Origin of the sequence: Nonomuraea sp. NPDC004580, from assembly GCF_040609855.1 — a bacterium.
Taxonomy (GTDB): domain Bacteria; phylum Actinomycetota; class Actinomycetes; order Streptosporangiales; family Streptosporangiaceae; genus Nonomuraea; species Nonomuraea salmonea.
The window spans coordinates 20,795-35,840 of the sequence record NZ_JBEXLH010000051.1 but is presented as its reverse complement, the minus strand read 5'-3'; the positions used below and the strand labels follow the sequence as shown (position 1 = coordinate 35,840).

The window sequence follows — 15,046 nt, the reverse complement described above, 5'->3', positions numbered from 1 at the left end:
GCAGGTGAGCTAGCAGATGGTGTCCAGGCGGGCGCGCAGCTCGGCGTCCAGCGTGAGGCGCGCCCCGCCGATCGCCTCCTCCAGTTGCTCCATCGTGGAGACCCCGACGATGGGCACCACGCCGCCGCCGATCAGCCAGGCCAGCACCACCTGGTTCGGGGTGGCGCCCAGCTCACCCGCCACCTCGCGCAGCGCGGCCAGCCGCCGCGTCGTGCCGGGGTGGTGGTAGATGTCGGGGATCGGCCGGTCCTGCCGCGTGTACGCCCCGAACATCAGCGTGTTGTACGCCCACAACGTGATCCCGGGCTCGGCCGCCAGGTAGTCGAGCGTGTCGTCGTTCACCAGCCGGTGACCGGACTCGGCCGGCCTGGTGCCCGGCCGCGGCCGCAGGTAGGTGTGGCGGAGCTGCAGATACGTGTACGGCGTCCAGCCGTGCCCCGCCGAGATGTTCCTGGCCCGCTCCAGCCGCCAGGCGGCCATGTTGCCGGCCCCGATCGCCCGCGCCTTCCCGGCCCGTACGACCGCGTCGAACGCCCCCAGGGTCTCCTCCAGCGGCGTGTCCCGGTCGTCCACGTGCGCCCAGTACACGTCGATCCGGTCCGTCCCGAGGCGCTGCAGGCTGTCCTCCACCCCCTTGGCGATCACCTCGGCCGACAGGCCCTCGGCCGAGTCGAGCGTCACGTCGCCCGGCACGGTCGGCCGCGCCCCCACCTTCGTGCTGATCACCATCTCGTCGCGGGTGCCGCGCGCGGCCAGCCACGCGCCGATGGCCAGCTCGCTCTCGTCGCCGGAGCAGCCCTCCACCCAGAACGGGTAGTTGTCGGCCGTGTCGATCCTGGTGCCGCCGGCCTCGTGGTAGCGGTCGAGGATGGCGAAGGTCTCGTCGATGCCGACGGATGTGCCGAACGGAATGGTGCCCAATGCGATGTCCATGGCCCATGACTGTGGAAGCTGGAGCGCACTCCATGTCAACAGCGCCCTTGTCCGGTTGACCTGGAGTGCACTCCAGGTGCGATCCTGATACCCGTGAGCGTGTACACCCCGGCGGAGGTCGTCGAAGAGACCGGCTTCACCATCGACACCCTCCGCTATTACGAGAAGATCGGCCTGCTCGAACGCGTCGATCGCAACGCGGCGGGCCAGCGCAGGTTCAGCGAAGAGGACATCGGCTGGCTCGGCATGCTCCGGTGCCTGCGCGACACCGGCATGCCCATCGCCACGATGCTGCGCTTCGCCGAGCTCGTCCGCGCCGGTGACCACACCATCCCCGAGCGCATCGAGCTGCTGGAGGAGCACGACCGCACGGTGCAGGCGCAGATCGGCAACCTCGTCGAGCGCCAGCACTACATCCACCACAAGATTTCCTACTACCGCAGCGTCCTCTAGCTCCCGCTTTGCGGGGCGGTTGGTACACCTCGAACCATGGCCGGTTCGAGGGCGAGGTGGATCAACGTGCCCCTGGCCCGCGTGGCCATGATGTGCGCGGTGATGCTGTTCGTGCTGCTCGCGCACATCACGCTGGTGCAGGCGTTCGGCTCGCGCGTGCTCGACGCCGACCCGAGGAACGAGCGCACGCTGATCCTCAGGTACGCCCACCCGCGCGGCGACATCCGCACCTACGACGGCACCACCATCGCCACCAGCCGCCCCACCACCGGCGGCCCCTACCGCTACCAGCGGGTCTACCCCTTCGGCGAGCGGTACGCGGCCGTCACGGGGCACGTCTCGCTGCGCCGGGCGACCGGCATCGAGCAGGCCCAGGAGGCCGTGCTGACCGGCGACGACCCCAGGGTCAAGGTGCGCTCGCTGGTCAGCGCGGGCAGCGGGGTGGGCGCCCACGTCCGGCTGACGATCAGGGACCGCGTGCAGCGGGCCGCCCACGACGGGCTCGCCGCCGCGGGGGTGCCCGGCGCGGCGGTCGCCATCCACCCGGCGACCGGCGCTGTGCTGGCGCTGGCCGGCCATCCGACGTACGACCCCAACGCGCTGGCCACCTTCGACCGGCTCAGGCTCGCGCTGACCTCGCGGCGGCTGCGCGAGTCGCCCGATCGGCCGCTGCTCAACCGGGCGCTCAACCGGCTCTATCCGCCCGGGGCCACGTTCAAGCTGGTGACGGCGGCGGCGGCGCTGGCGTCCGGCGAGTACACGCCGACGTCCCTGGTGGACGCGCCGCCGCGGCTGCGGCTGCCCGGCTCGTCCGCGTACGTCCGCGACACCGGCTGCGGCTCCGCCCACCCGACGCTCGTGTACGCCTTCCAGGCGCCCTGCGACACCGCCTTCGCAGGCATCGGGCTGCGGCTGGGGCACGACCTGCTGCGGGACCAGGCAGAGGCGTTCGGCTTCAACGCGGGCGTGCTGCGGATCCCGCTGGCCGCGACCGGCAGCCGCTACCCGGTCACCACCGACCGGTCGCAGACCGCGCTCGCCGCCATCGGACGGCACGAGAACCTGGCCACGCCGCTCATGGTGGCCATGCTGTCGGCGGCGGTGGCCAACGACGGGGTGCTGATGCGGCCGTACCTGGTGGAGGACGTTCGGCTCCCCGACCGGTCGGTGGTGAGCCGGGCGGCGCCCGCGCCGTACCGCACGGTGATGTCCCCGACGCTGGCCCGCTACCTCGCGGCCATGATGGCGACCACCCCCCGCCGCGGCGGCACCCGATCGGCGGCCCCGGGCGTCCGCGTGGCGATGACGAGCGTCCCCCTGACGGAGGACCACGCCCTGGTCACGGCCTTCGCCCCCGCCGGCGCCCCGGAGGTCGCGGTGGGCGTCGTCCTGGAACGCCCCGGCCCCCAGGCCACCGCCGTGACCACGATCGCCCGCTCGATCATCCAAGCCGCCCTCTCATGACCGCGGCGTCCGCTCTTGGGGTGGGCGGGGCCCTGGGCGCGAAACGTAGTTGGTGTCACACTCACAGTGATGCTGCGAACCGCCGACCCCAGCAACCTGCCGGCCGAGCCCAATCCTTTCGTGGGCCGGGAGTCCGATCTCGACGAGCTCGTCCATCTGCTCGGTGTCACCCGGTGCGTGACCCTGTGCGGGGCGGGTGGCATCGGGAAGACGCGGCTGGCGTTGCGGCTGGCCTCCCGCCTGGGCACCGCTCATCCGGCGACCAGGTCCGGCGGGGTCTGTCTGGTCGAGCTGGCCGATCTCGACAAGGGGGAGTTGCGCGGGCATGTGGCGGCGGCGCTCGGGATCGCCGGCGACCTCGCGGAGACGATCGGCGACCGCCGGCTGCTCCTGCTGCTCGACAACTGCGAGCCGGTGATCGGGGAGTGCGCGGAGCTGTGCAGGGACCTGCTGGGCGCCTGCAAGGGGCTGACCGTGCTGGCCACCAGCCGTGAGCCGCTGCGCGTCCCGGGCGAGACCGTGTGGCGGGTGCCGCCGCTGTCGGTCAGCAGGCCGGACGACGGTGAGAGCGAGGCGGTGCGGCTGTTCGTGACGAGGGCGACGGCGGCGCGGCCCGAGTTCGAGCTGACCGGCGAGACCAGGCCGCTGGCCGAGGAGCTGTGCCGGGCGCTCGACGGGCTGCCGCTGGCGATCGAACTGGCCGCCGCCATGGTCAGGGTCCTGTCCGTACGCCAGCTCGTGGAGCGCCTCGACGACCGGTTCACCCTGCTGGCGGGCGGTGCGCGCACGGCTCCTGCCCGCCACCGCACGCTCAGGGCGGCGGTCGACTGGAGCTACCGGCTGCTCAGCCCCCAGGAGCGCCTGCTGCTGCGCAGGACCGCCGTCTTCCGCTCGTCCTGGACCCTCGACCTGGCCGAGTGGGTCTGCGCGGGCCCGGGGCTGACCGAGGAGGAGGTGCTGCCCCGGCTGTGCGACCTGGTGGACAAGTCGCTGGTCGTCCTCGACGGCGAGATCGCCGGGCAGGCCCGCTACCGCCTGCTGGAGACCGTCCGCGAGTACGCACTGGAGCAGCTGGCCGAGTCGGGCGAGGAGGCCGGGCTGCGCGGGCGGCACCTGGCGGCGCTGGCGAGGCTGGGGGAGCGGTTCAAGCACGCGCTGGCTCCGGGCGTACGCACGTCGTGGCCGGTGGTCGAGCGCTTCATCAACCTGTTCGACGGCCTCAAGGCGGAGGTGGGGGCGGCCTGCGACTGGTCGATCGCCACCGGTGCGGCGCGGACGGCGCTCGCCCTGCTGGCCGACACCCGCTACCTGCTGATCGGCAGCGGCAGGAAGCTCGACATGGCCGAGCGGCTCGACCGGCTGCTCGCCCTCGACGACGCGCAGGTGCCGGAGGCGCTGCGCGGCCAGGCCACGATCCTGCGCGGCGAGCTGGCGCTGGCAGCGGGCGACGTCGAGCCGGCACTGCGGTACGTACGGGCGGGACACGAGCAGTGCACGGCGGCCGGCGACGAGTACGGCGAGACGATAGGGGCGATCGTGCTGTCCCAGCTCACCGGCGACCAGGCGCTGCTGGATCGCGCCCTTGAGCTGACCGGACGCTCGGGCGACCTGGCGCTGGAGTCGCTGGCCAAGGCCGTCAGAGCGCGGTCAGGGCTGCACCACGGCAGGCTGAAGGAGGCCAGGCGGGACTTCCGCGACGTGCTGAGCGTCCACGAGGAGCTGGACAACCACTACGGGCAGAGCCTGGCGCACATCGGCCTGGCCCAGGTGGCACGGCGCTCCGGCGACCTCGCGGCGGCCCGGCGGCACTACGACGCGGGGCTGCGCCTGCTGCGCCACATCGACGCCCGCCAGCACATCGTGAGCTGCCTGGCCGGCCTCGGCAGGGTGGCGCTGGACGAGGGCGACCTGACCGAGGCGCGGGCCAGGCTGACGGAGGCGCTGACGCTCAGCCGCGACGCCGGCCTGCGGGCGGGCATCGCGCGGCGGCTGGAGGCGTGGGCGGTGCTGGTGGCGGCGGAGGGCGACCACCGGCGGGCGGTGCTGCTGGCGGCGGCCGCGGTGACACTGGGCGGGCGGCAGCCGGACGCGCGTACCGAGGACGTGCTGCGACCGGTCCGCGACCGGCTGGGCGAGGCCGTGGTCGGCGTGCTGTGGGCCGAGGGCGCCGCCATGACGGCCGAGCAGGCGGTGGCCTGCGCGCTCGACGGTGAGCTGCCCGAGCCGCCGGCCCGTCCCGTCGTGCCGGTGAGCCGCGACAGCAGGCTCACGGCCAGGGAGCGGGAGATCGCCGAGCTGGTCGCGCGCGGGCTGAGCAACAGGGCGATCGCTGAGGAGCTGGTGATCAGTCCGGCGACCGTCGCCAGGCACGTCGCCAACATGCTCGCGAAGCTGGGCTTCTCCACACGTACACAGATCGCCGCATGGGTGATCGGCAGCCGGTGACGTCTCTACACATCCCGGCGCCCGTCGGCTTACATCGTCGAATGGCCATGTCAGCGCATGTGCGGGGGCATTGTGCACGCCTACCGTTCTTCGTGTGATCGGCCGTGCCGCGCGATCCCCGTCTCATCCCAACGGGGAGCCGCGCAGCCGTTCGGTCGATGACGTCACGCGCCCACACGGGGAGCGGCCTTCTCGGAGGGGTGGGGGCCGGGCCCCGGGCGCGTGACAGCGGGCCCGGGTCGCGCAGGGCTCGGGCCCGCCCACAGGTTCCTCCCGTCGCCGAATGCACACCCGCCTACATAGATCGGTGGATGCTCGCCCGCCTGAGCCCGCCGTACGTTGGCGGGCATGAGACCCACCGCCCCGGTCACCGGCACCGTGATCCACGAAGTGTTCCGCCGGGCCTACGAGCGTGGCGACCGGCCCGCGCTGGTCGATCTGCGGGGCGGTCACGTCTACGGCTACCGGCGCCTGGTGACCGAGGTGACCAGGGCGGCGTCCGGTCTCGTGCGCAGGGGCGCCCGGCGTGACCAGGTGGTGGGCGTGCATGTCTCCACGGCGGGGGCGCAGACGCTGGCGGTGCACACCGTGGTGGCCGCGGGCGGGGTGGCGGCGCCCGTCGAGGCGGGGGCGGGGGCGTACGAGCTGGCCGAGCGGCTGCGCGAGTGCGACGCCCGCGCCCTGATCACCACCCCCGACCTGGCCGAGTCGGCGATCCAGGCGGCCGAGCAGTCGCGGGTGCGCCAGGTCTACTCACTGGGCCGCGCGCTCGACACGATCGACTTCCGCTGCCTGCTCACGCTGGAGCCGACCGCGCTGCCCGCGCTCGACGCGGCGAGCCAGCCCGCGCTGCTGCTGGCCGACGGCCGCCGCCTGTCCCACGCGGAGCTGCTGGCCCGGATGGCGGAGCTTGATGCCCGCATCCGCCTGGCCGAGTCCGACGTGGTGCTGACCATGTGGCGGCCCGACGGCGGCTGCGATCTGCTCGCCCTGGTTGCGCTCGGCGTGTCGAAGGGCGCCCTGGTGGTGGCGGCGGGCGGCCGTGACCTGGCCGGCACCCGGCACGACTTCGGCGTCACCGTGCTGGCAGGCCCTGGCGGCACGCTGGAGCGCGTCGCCTGACGGCCCGAATATGCGGAGCTGTTACCCGGGTCGGAGTGGACGGTCACCCACCTGCTGGAGAGCGTGCTGCTCGGCACGCTCGGCGCCGACGCCTACAACGCGCTGTTCAAGCCGGGCGCCGACGTCATGAACGCCTCTCCTTACGCACCGACCAGATCAGGTACGGGATCACGAAGTTCAAGCCGCTCACCGAGGCCGATCCCGGGCAGGCGTGGAACCTGCCGCAGACGTGGACGACCGAGGCGTGGCGGGTGGCCTGGGAGAAGCTGGCCCCCGGCCTGTGGAACAGCGTGCTGCTCGCGGTGCCCGGGTCGCTGCTGTCGTGCGCGCTCGGCTCCATGAACGGCTACGTGCTGTCCAAATGGCGCTTCCCCGGTGCCGACGTGCTGTTCACGCTGTTCCTGTTCGGCATGTTCATCCCGTACCAGGGCGTGATGATCCCGCTCGTGCAGCTCCTCGTCGGGCTGAACGACCTCACCGGGCTCCAGGGCGTCTTCTACGGCGGCATCCCCGGCCTGGTGCTGGCGCACGTCGTGTACGGCATCCCGATCTGCACGCTGATCTTCCGCAACTACTACGTGACGATCCCCGACGAGCTGATCGAGGCGTCACGGGTGGACGGGGCCGGCATGCTGCGCGCGTACTGGTCGGTCATCCTGCCGGTGTCGGGGCCCGCCATCGCCGTGGTGATCATCTGGCAGTTCACCTCGATGTGGAACGACTTCCTGTTCGCGGTGTTCCTCACCGGGCCGACGAGCTGGCCCACGACCGTGATGCTGAACAACATCGCGGGCGCGCAGGCCACCCCGTACAGCCAGCAGATGGCCGCCGCCATCCTGGCGTCGATCCCGACGATGCTGATCTACGTGCTGCTCGGCCGGTTCTTCATGCGCGGGCTCATGGCGGGCGCACTCAAGGGTTAGCTCGGGTTGGCGAGGTGGGCGACGGGCTCGCCGCGTACGTAGCGGGCCACGTCGGCGGCCACGATGGTGGCCGCCTTCATCGCCGTCTCCTTGCTGGCCCCGGCCAGATGCGGGGTCATCACCAGGTTCGGCGTCGTGAGCAGGCGCGAGCCCGGCGGGATCGGCTCGTCGGGGAAGACGTCGCACGCGGCGCCGAACAGGTGGCCGGAGTCGAGCGCGTCGCACAGCGCGTCGTAGTCGAGCAGCGCGCCCCTCGCGCAGTTGACCAGCACCGAGCCGGCCGGCATGGCGGCGATCTCGGCCTTGCCGATCATCCCGGTGGTCTCGGGGGTGGCGCGGGCGTGCAGGGAGACGAACAGCGAGCGTTCGAGCAGCTCGGGCAGCGCGACGTTGCCGGGCACGTCCACGTAGGGGTCGTGGACGAGCACGGTCGCGCCGAACCCTTCGAGCATGCGGGCCACCCTGCTGCCGATCGCGCCGTAGCCGACCAGGCCGACCGTGTTGCCCTCCAGCTCGGGCCCCACCCGGTCGTAGGTGTAGTAGTCGCCCCGCCACACCCCGGCGGCCAGCTCCGCGTGGGTCTGCGGGATGCGCCGGGTGGCGGCGAGCAGCATGGCCAGCGTGTGCTCGGCGGTGGCCACCGCGTTGCGGCCCGGCGCGAACGTCACCTTCACCCCGGCCTCGGACGCCGCCTCAAGGTTGGCGTTGACCGGGCCGCCCCTGCTCACGCAGAACAACCGCAGCTCCGGCGAGGCGTCCAGGACCCGCTTGGTCAGCGGCGCCATCTGGGTGACGCACACCTCCACCCCGCGCAGCGCCTCGATCAGCTCGTCCTCCACGTCGGACGCCTCGTCCACCTCGCCCACCCGGCCGAACGGCTCGACCGGCCAGGGCAGCGTCAGCTCGCGGACGTCCAGCTCACCGGGCACCGCGCTCCTCAGCGCGTCGATGAGCAGGCTGTTCCTGACGAAGTGGTCGCCTGCGGCAAGGACTTTGAGTGTCAACGAACGGCTCCAATCGGGGAGTTGTACTGCAGCATCGCCACCCGTCCCGTACGGGCGTCGCACAGGCGCAGCTCGGTCAGTGCGCAGTTGTCGAGGCGGGGGAACAGCCGCCGGTACTCGCCGAGCGGCACCCCCAGCAGCCCGCACAGGGCGAGCCTGATGGCGGTCGTGTGCGCGACCACCAGCACCCGGCCTCCGGAGTGCGCGGCGGCGATGTCGTCGAGCGCGGCGGTGAACCGGCCCGCGGCCTCGTACGGGTCCTCGCTCCCCGGCAGCGGGTTCCCGGCCGGGTCGGCCTCGAACGCGGCCCTGGCCTCGGGGAAGCGGGCCTTCATCTCGGCCGAGGTGAGCCCCTCACCCTGCCCGAAGTCCAGCTCGCGCAGCCGCTCGTCGGTCCGCACGGGAAGTCCCGCCCGGTCGGCGGCTGCCTGGGCGGTGATCCTGGCCCGGGTCAGCGTGGACGCCCACACGGCGGTCAGCCCCGCTCCTGCCGCCCAGGACGCCAGCTCCGCGGCCTGCTCGCGGCCGCGCTGCGTCAGCTCGACGTCGCTGATCCCGGCGTAGCGGTTCTCGGCGTGCCAGACGGTCTCGCCGTGGCGGACGAGAACGAGGTCGGTCATCGGGTGGTCCTCTCGCGGGCGTGTGCGGCGGCCCGGCCGTCGAGCCAGCCGCGTTGTTCGAGCTCGGCCACGAACCGCAGGTACGGCTCGCGCGCACCGGTGTCCGACGGCTCGACGACGGCGCTGGTCCTGATCATGGCGGCTGGGTCGCCGCCCGCCAGGACGGCCATGCCGAGGGCGGGCTCGGCGTTCTCGCGCAGCGTCACCGGGCGTTCCAGCACGTCGGCGCGGAGCCGCGTCCAGTACGCGCTCCTGGTGGCGCCGCCGGTCAGGATGATCTCCCCGTCCACGGGCGCGCCGAGCAGGTCGAGGTAGTCGAAGCAGAGCCGCTCGACGAAGGCCGCGCCGAGCAGGATGGCGGCGTAGCGCTCGACGTCGTCGGCCGGCTCCCCGAGCGTGAAGCCCTCGGCGGCGGGCGCCGCGAACGGGAACCGCTCGCCCCGCGACACCAGCGGATACGTGACGACCGGTGGCAGGCGGCGGCCGTACCGCTCGGCGGCCCGCCGGCTGAGCGCGTCGAGGTCGGCGCCGGGCAGGTCGCGGGAGAGCACGCCGGCGCCCGTGCTGGACGCGCCGCCGGGCAGCCAGGAGCCGTCGGGGGCGCGGTGGGAGTAGACCACGCCGAGCGGGTCGTGGATCAGCTCCTTGGTGACGCCCTTGAGCACCAGGGTCGTGCCGATCACGGAGTTCCAGCTCCCCGGCTGCCGGGCGCCCGCGCCGAGCTGGGCGGCGCAGCCGTCGGTGGTGCCGGCGATCACCGGGGTGCCTTCGGGCAGGCCGGTCTCCCCGGCCGCCGCCGCGCACACCGTGCCGAGGCGGGCGCCGGGGCGTACGACGGCGGGCAGCATGCCCTCAGGCACGCCCAGAGCCTCGAACACGTCGGAAGGCCAGCGCTCGTCGATCAGGTCCACGCCGGTCTTGAGCGCGTTGCTCAGGTCGGTGGCCACCTCGTGGCCGACCAGGCGGCGGTTGACGAAGTCGCTCTGGTGGGCGGCGCGGGCGCCTGGAGGGGCGTCGCGCAGCAGCCACAGCAGCTTCGGCAGCGCCCAGTTCGGCTGCATGCGGCGGTAGCCGAGCCGCTCCCACACCGCGGCGCCCGCCTCGTTCGCGCGGGTGGCGTCGGCGCGGCGGTCGTCGTACATGAGGGCGGGCGTCACGGCGCGGCCCTCGGCGTCGGTCAGCAGGATCGTTCCAGAGGTGGCGTCCACCGCGACGCCCTCGACCCGCTCACCGGCGGGCACGCCGCGCAGCGCCTCGCGGGTGGCCGCGGCCAGCTCCCGCCACCACTGCTCGGGGTCCTGCTCGTGCCGCGGCCCGTCGCGGTGGCTGGTCAGCGGGCGGCTGCCGGTGCCGAGCACCCGCCCGTCGCCCGCCACGGCCAGCGCGCGCACGCTCTGGGTCCCGAGGTCGATGCCGATCCACACGCTCATGTACGGTCCCTCAGCTCGGCCAGCAGCGGCCAGTTCCCGGCGGTGCCGCCGCGCAGGGTCAGGAAGGCGGCGAAGAGGTCGTCGTAGAGTGCCCGCCGGCCGGGGTCGGGCTCGACGGCCTGGCGCAGCCGTACGTGCCGGGCCGCCGCCTCGGCGACCGACGGCGCCCCGCCCGTGGCGGCCATCCCCACCAGCGCCGCCCCGCGCGCGCCCACCTCGGTGTCGGTGGAGCGGCGCACGGGCAGCCCGGTGACGTCGGCGATGAGCTGCAGCCAGACCGCGCTGTTCGCGCCGCCGCCGCAGACCCGCAGCTCGGTCGGCGCCGCCCCGGTCGCCTCCAGGCAGTCGCGGATCACCATGGTCAGCCCTTCGAGCACAGACCGCGCGACGTGGCCCCTGCCGTGCTCGAACGACATGCCGAGCAGCGCGCCCCTGGCCAGCGGGTCGGAGAACGGCGCCCGCTCACCGGCCGGCGACAGGTACGGCAGGAACGCCAGCCCGCCCGCGCCCGGCTCGCTCGTCATGGCCAGCTCGCCCAGCTCGTCGGGGGCCGACAGCCCCAGCAGGCGGCACGTCCACTGCACCACCTCGGTGCCCGCGAACGTGGGGAAGGCCCGCAGGTAGCCGCCGGGCAGCGCGATCGTGATGCCGGTCGGCGGGCCGTCGAGGTCGGGCGTGGCGGCGATGACCTCGGTGCACAGCGTGGTGCCGAGGATGCCGCACGCCTGCCCTGGGCGTACCGCGCCGGAGCCAAGTGCCGTGGCGGCGATGTCGTACGGCGCCATGACCACCGGCGTGCCCGCCGCGAGCCCCAGCGTCTCGGCGGCCCGCGCGGTGAGCCCGGCGACCGGCGTCGGCCTGATCGGCGGCAGCAGCCGCTCGGCCCACTCCAGGCCGAACAGGCGCAGCAGCTCGGGCGAGTACGCCCGCTCCCGCAGGTCCATGAACGGTGCGGAGGCGTCGGACTCGTCGGCCGCGATCTCCCCGGTCATCCGGGAGAAGATCCAGCCGCCGCAGGTCAGCATGGCGCTGGAGCGGCCGAGGCGATCGGGGTCGTGGGCGCGCAGCCAGGTGAGGATGGCGTGCGGCAGCCCGGAGGCGGCCGACGAGCCGTTGCGACGGAACGCCGTCCCGGCCAGGCCGTCGCGCGTCCAGGCGGCCACGGTGGCGGCGGCCCTGGCGTCGTTCCACAGGATGGCCGGGCCGGTGGGCTCGCCCGCGGCGTCGACCAGCCAGCAGCCGTCGCCCTGGGCGGTGACCGCGACGAACTCGGCGCCGCCGGTCCGCGCGGCGACCTCGCGCACGGTCTCGGCCACCGCGTCCCAGACGGCGTGCATGTCCTGCTCGGTGTGGCCGGGCGCGGGCCTGGTGACCACGGTCGCGCGGCGGGCCACGGCCGCCTCGGCGCCGGAGCCGGCGTACCCGACGGCCTTGATGACCGTGGTGCCGGCGTCCACGCAGATGATCGCCATCACGCCCTGCCGTGCGAGGTCCTGGACCGGCGTGAGACCGAGTCGACGATCACCGCGAGCAGCAGCACCGCGCCGGTCACCACGAACCGGATGGAGGAGTCGAGGTTGAGCAGCGTCAGGCCGCTGGAGATGGACTGGATGACGATGATGCCGAGCAGCGCGCCGAACGCGGTGCCGCGCCCGCCGAACAGGCTGGTGCCGCCGATCACCGCCGCGGCGATCGCGTTGAGGTTGACGTCGCCCGCGCCGCTGCTCTGGTTGGCCGCCGCCAGCCTGGCCGCGGCGAGGATGCCGCCGACCGCGGCGAACGTCGAGCAGAGCACGAACACCGAGGTGTAGACGGCCCGGACGTTGATGCCGGCCCGGCGGGCGGCCTCGACGTTGCCGCCGACGGCGTACACGGATCTGCCCCACTTCGTCCGCACCAGCAGGTAGTGCATGATCAGCACCAGCGCCACGAAGAAGACGAACATCCAGCCCACGCCGCGCGTCTGCCCGAGGTACCAGACCACGAACGCCAGCACCGCGAGCAGCGCCACGCTCCGCACGACCAGCGTCGTCGTGCTGCGGGCCGACAGCCCGGCCTCGCGCCGCTGCCTGGCGTGCAGGTAGCCGCCGGCGAACAACCAGCCGGCCGCGATCACCGCGAACGTGTACGACAACCACGCCGGCACGAAGTCGAGCTGCGCGAAGCTCACCAGGCCCGAGTCGAACGGCAGGTTGATCGACCCCTTGGTGCCCAGCACGTAGAGCTGGAAGCCGAGGAAGGCGAGCAGCCCGGCCAGCGTGATCACGAAGCTGGGCACCCCGAACCGGTTGAACAGCTGCCCGTACACCCAGCCGATGACCGCGCCCATCAGCACGGACGCGGCGATCGCCACCCACACGGGCAGGCCCTGGCCGACGAACAGCACCGCGAGCACCGCGCCCGACAGGCCGCTGACCGAGCCGACGGACAGGTCGATCTGGCCGACGAGCAGCACGCACACGATGCCGAGCGCGATGACGCCGACGGCGGCCGACTCCAGTGTGAGGTTCACCAGGTTCGCGCTGGACAGGAAGATCGGGTTGAGCGCCTGGAAGACCGACCAGATGACGATCAGGCCCACCACGACGGGGATGACGCCGAGGTCGCCGCCGCGGGCCCGCTCCACCACGTCGGAGAGCGCGCCCCGCAGGCCCTCGCTCTGCCGCAGCCGCTCGTCCTGGCGGTCGGTGGTCACGGCGGTCATGACACCTGTCCTTCCTGTCCCTGGCCGCCCTGTACTTGGCCGCCCTGTTCCTGGCCGCGCTGTGTCTGGTCGCGTTGGGCCCGACGGGACACCACGTTGTCGGTGGCGCCGGTGATGGCCGCGATGATGTCCTCGGTGGTGACCTCGTCCACGGCGAACACGCCGTTGTTGCGGCCGAGCCGCAGCACCGCGACGGTGTCGGCGACGGCCTTCACGTCGGCCATGTTGTGGCTGATCATGATGACGCCGAGGCCGTTCTCGCGCAGCCGCTCGACCAGGTTGAGCACCTCGGCGGTCTGGGCCACGCCGAGCGCGGCCGTGGGCTCGTCCAGGATGATCACCTTGGGGTCGCCGAGCAGCGACCGCGCGATGGCGACGGTCTGCCGCTGGCCGCCCGACAGGGCCGCGACCGGCACCCGCACGCTCGGGATCTTCGCCGAGAGCTGGCGCAGCAGCTCCCACGAGCGGGTCTCCATGGCCACGTCGTCGAGCCGCAGCGGGCGGATCTCCTGGCCGAGGAAGAGGTTCTGGATGACGTTGAGGTTCTCGCACAGCGCGAGGTCCTGGAAGACCGTGGCGATGCCGAGCCGGTGCGCGGCGGCAGGGGTGGGGATGTGCACCTCGCGGCCCTCGAACGTGATCGTGCCCGCGTCCGGGGGGTGCACCCCCGACAGGATCTTGACCAGCGTGGACTTGCCCGCGCCGTTGTCGCCGACGACCGCCACGACCTGGCCGGCGTCCACGTCGAGCTCGATGCCGGTGAGCGCGGCGACCGCGCCGAACGTCTTGCTGATCCCCCGGAGGGACAGAACGCTCATCACTTGATTCCGAGCTCGTCGCAGCCCTTGGCGTACTCGCCGGCGCACACCTCGGACGCCTTCATGATGCCGCTGTCGAACAGCACCTCCTTGACGTTGTCCCTGGTGACGACCGTGGGGACGAACAGCTCGGACGGCGTGTCGTACAGCGTGGTCTTGCCGGCCGGCTTCTTGCCCTGCATGAACTCCCAGGCCACGTTCGCCGACGCCTCGGCCACGATCTTGATGGGCTTGGAGATCGTGTTGTACTGGTCGCCGTTGATGATGCGCTGGGCGGCGGCGATCTCGGCGTCGTTGCCGGTGACCGGCGGCACCTTCACGCCGGCGGCCTTGAACGCGGCGATCGCGCCGCCGCCGGTGCCGTCGTTGGCCGCGACCACGCCGACGATCTGGTCCTTGAACTGGGTGATCTGGCCGCTGACCCAGGTCTGGGCCTTCTCCGGCTGCCAGTCGGGGGTGTCGTACTCGGCCAGCAGCTTGAAGCCGCTGGGGTCGACCGCGCTGTGGATGCCCTTCTTGATCAGCCCGGCCGCCGCGTCGGTGGGGGAGCCGTTGACCTGGAGGATGCCGCCCTCGGCCTTCTCCTCCTTGAGGTGGTCGACGAGGGACTGCGCGATCAGCCGGCCGATCTTCTCGTTGTCGAACGAGATGTAGTAGTCGGCGGGGGTGGCCGGGATGGGCCGGTCGTAGGCGATGACCGGCACCTGCTGCGACTGCGCCGACTTGACGATGGTGGCCGCGGCGGCGGAGTCGACCGGGTCGATCACGATGGCCTTGACGCCCTGCGCGAGCGCGGAGTTGGCCTGTTGCTGCTGCTTGGAGGCGTCGGAGTCGGCGTTCTGGTAGATGACCTCGCAGGTCGGGCAGAGCTGCTTCATCTTCGCCTCGAACAGGGGCTTGTCCTGCAGCTCGTAGCGTGTGGACGCGAGGTCGGGCATGAGGAAGGCGACCTTGGCGTTCTGCACGTCGCCGTCTCCCGCGGTGTCCCCGCCGGTCGAGCCGGTGCCGGAGCCGCAGGCGGCCAGCACGGAGGTGGCGAGCACGGCCGCCGCGGCGAACGCGGAGGTCCGCATCTGAGCTCTGTTCACGGGTTGTTACCTCACTTACGCCTAATTCTGAACGCACGCCGT

General features: G+C 72.8%; 12 protein-coding genes and 1 pseudogene. 5 read left to right on the top strand and 8 right to left on the bottom strand.

What is annotated here, in order from left to right; all coding sequences use genetic code 11:
* Nucleotides 1-9 precede the first annotated feature (9 nt).
* Nucleotides 10-933, bottom strand: coding sequence for an aldo/keto reductase (locus ABZW11_RS35265; protein WP_355426939.1), 924 nt, complete (start codon nt 931-933; stop codon nt 10-12).
* Nucleotides 934-1,026: 93 nt separating this feature from the next.
* On the opposite strand from ABZW11_RS35265, the gene ABZW11_RS35260 reads away from it, so the two are divergent.
* The 5 genes and pseudogenes from ABZW11_RS35260 to ABZW11_RS35240 all read left to right on the top strand — a co-directional run.
* A complete protein-coding gene (locus ABZW11_RS35260) occupies nt 1,027-1,386 on the top strand; it encodes a MerR family transcriptional regulator (RefSeq protein WP_355426936.1) in 360 nt (119 codons plus the stop codon).
* A gap of 36 nt (nt 1,387-1,422) precedes the next feature.
* Nucleotides 1,423-2,850 (top strand): penicillin-binding transpeptidase domain-containing protein, encoded by a 1,428-nt coding sequence (locus ABZW11_RS35255; RefSeq protein ID WP_355426933.1) that lies wholly within the window; start codon nt 1,423-1,425, stop codon nt 2,848-2,850.
* Nucleotides 2,851-2,919: 69 nt separating this feature from the next.
* The gene (locus ABZW11_RS35250; RefSeq protein WP_355426930.1) at nt 2,920-5,295 is read left to right on the top strand and encodes a LuxR C-terminal-related transcriptional regulator; all 2,376 of its coding nucleotides are present in this window, start codon (nt 2,920-2,922) and stop codon (nt 5,293-5,295) included.
* Between the two features lie 348 nt (nt 5,296-5,643).
* A complete protein-coding gene (locus tag ABZW11_RS35245) occupies nt 5,644-6,417 on the top strand; it encodes an AMP-binding protein (RefSeq protein WP_355426927.1) in 774 nt (257 codons plus the stop codon).
* A 167-nt stretch (nt 6,418-6,584) separates the two neighbouring features.
* Nucleotides 6,585-7,340, top strand: a pseudogene (locus ABZW11_RS35240) (carbohydrate ABC transporter permease); the annotation flags it as partial.
* On the opposite strand, the gene ABZW11_RS35235 reads toward ABZW11_RS35240, so the two are convergent.
* Genes ABZW11_RS35235 through ABZW11_RS35205 form a run of 7 tightly spaced genes read right to left on the bottom strand, consistent with a single transcriptional unit; the run spans nt 7,337 to nt 15,004 of the window.
* Complete coding sequence (locus ABZW11_RS35235; protein ID WP_355426924.1) at nt 7,337-8,344, bottom strand: 2-hydroxyacid dehydrogenase; 1,008 nt, start codon at nt 8,342-8,344, stop codon at nt 7,337-7,339. The pseudogene ABZW11_RS35240 and the gene ABZW11_RS35235 sit on opposite strands and share 4 nt — an antisense overlap.
* Nucleotides 8,341-8,964: a histidine phosphatase family protein gene (locus ABZW11_RS35230; RefSeq protein WP_355426921.1), complete on the bottom strand. Its 624-nt coding sequence runs from the start codon at nt 8,962-8,964 to the stop codon at nt 8,341-8,343. Before ABZW11_RS35230 ends, ABZW11_RS35235 begins: the two co-directional genes overlap by 4 nt.
* Nucleotides 8,961-10,394: an FGGY family carbohydrate kinase gene (locus ABZW11_RS35225; RefSeq protein WP_355426918.1), complete on the bottom strand. Its 1,434-nt coding sequence runs from the start codon at nt 10,392-10,394 to the stop codon at nt 8,961-8,963. Before ABZW11_RS35225 ends, ABZW11_RS35230 begins: the two co-directional genes overlap by 4 nt.
* A complete protein-coding gene (locus tag ABZW11_RS35220) occupies nt 10,391-11,866 on the bottom strand; it encodes an FGGY-family carbohydrate kinase (RefSeq protein WP_355426915.1) in 1,476 nt (491 codons plus the stop codon). The genes ABZW11_RS35225 and ABZW11_RS35220 overlap by 4 nt, the downstream gene beginning before the upstream one ends.
* Nucleotides 11,866-13,098 carry a sugar ABC transporter permease gene (locus ABZW11_RS35215; protein ID WP_355426912.1) on the bottom strand — a complete coding sequence of 411 codons (1,233 nt, stop codon included), beginning with the start codon at nt 13,096-13,098 and terminating at the stop codon, nt 11,866-11,868. Before ABZW11_RS35215 ends, ABZW11_RS35220 begins: the two co-directional genes overlap by 1 nt.
* A complete protein-coding gene (locus ABZW11_RS35210; protein WP_355426909.1) occupies nt 13,095-13,916 on the bottom strand; it encodes an ATP-binding cassette domain-containing protein in 822 nt (273 codons plus the stop codon). Before ABZW11_RS35210 ends, ABZW11_RS35215 begins: the two co-directional genes overlap by 4 nt.
* A complete protein-coding gene (locus tag ABZW11_RS35205; RefSeq protein ID WP_355426906.1) occupies nt 13,916-15,004 on the bottom strand; it encodes a sugar ABC transporter substrate-binding protein in 1,089 nt (362 codons plus the stop codon). Before ABZW11_RS35205 ends, ABZW11_RS35210 begins: the two co-directional genes overlap by 1 nt.
* Nucleotides 15,005-15,046 lie beyond the last annotated feature (42 nt).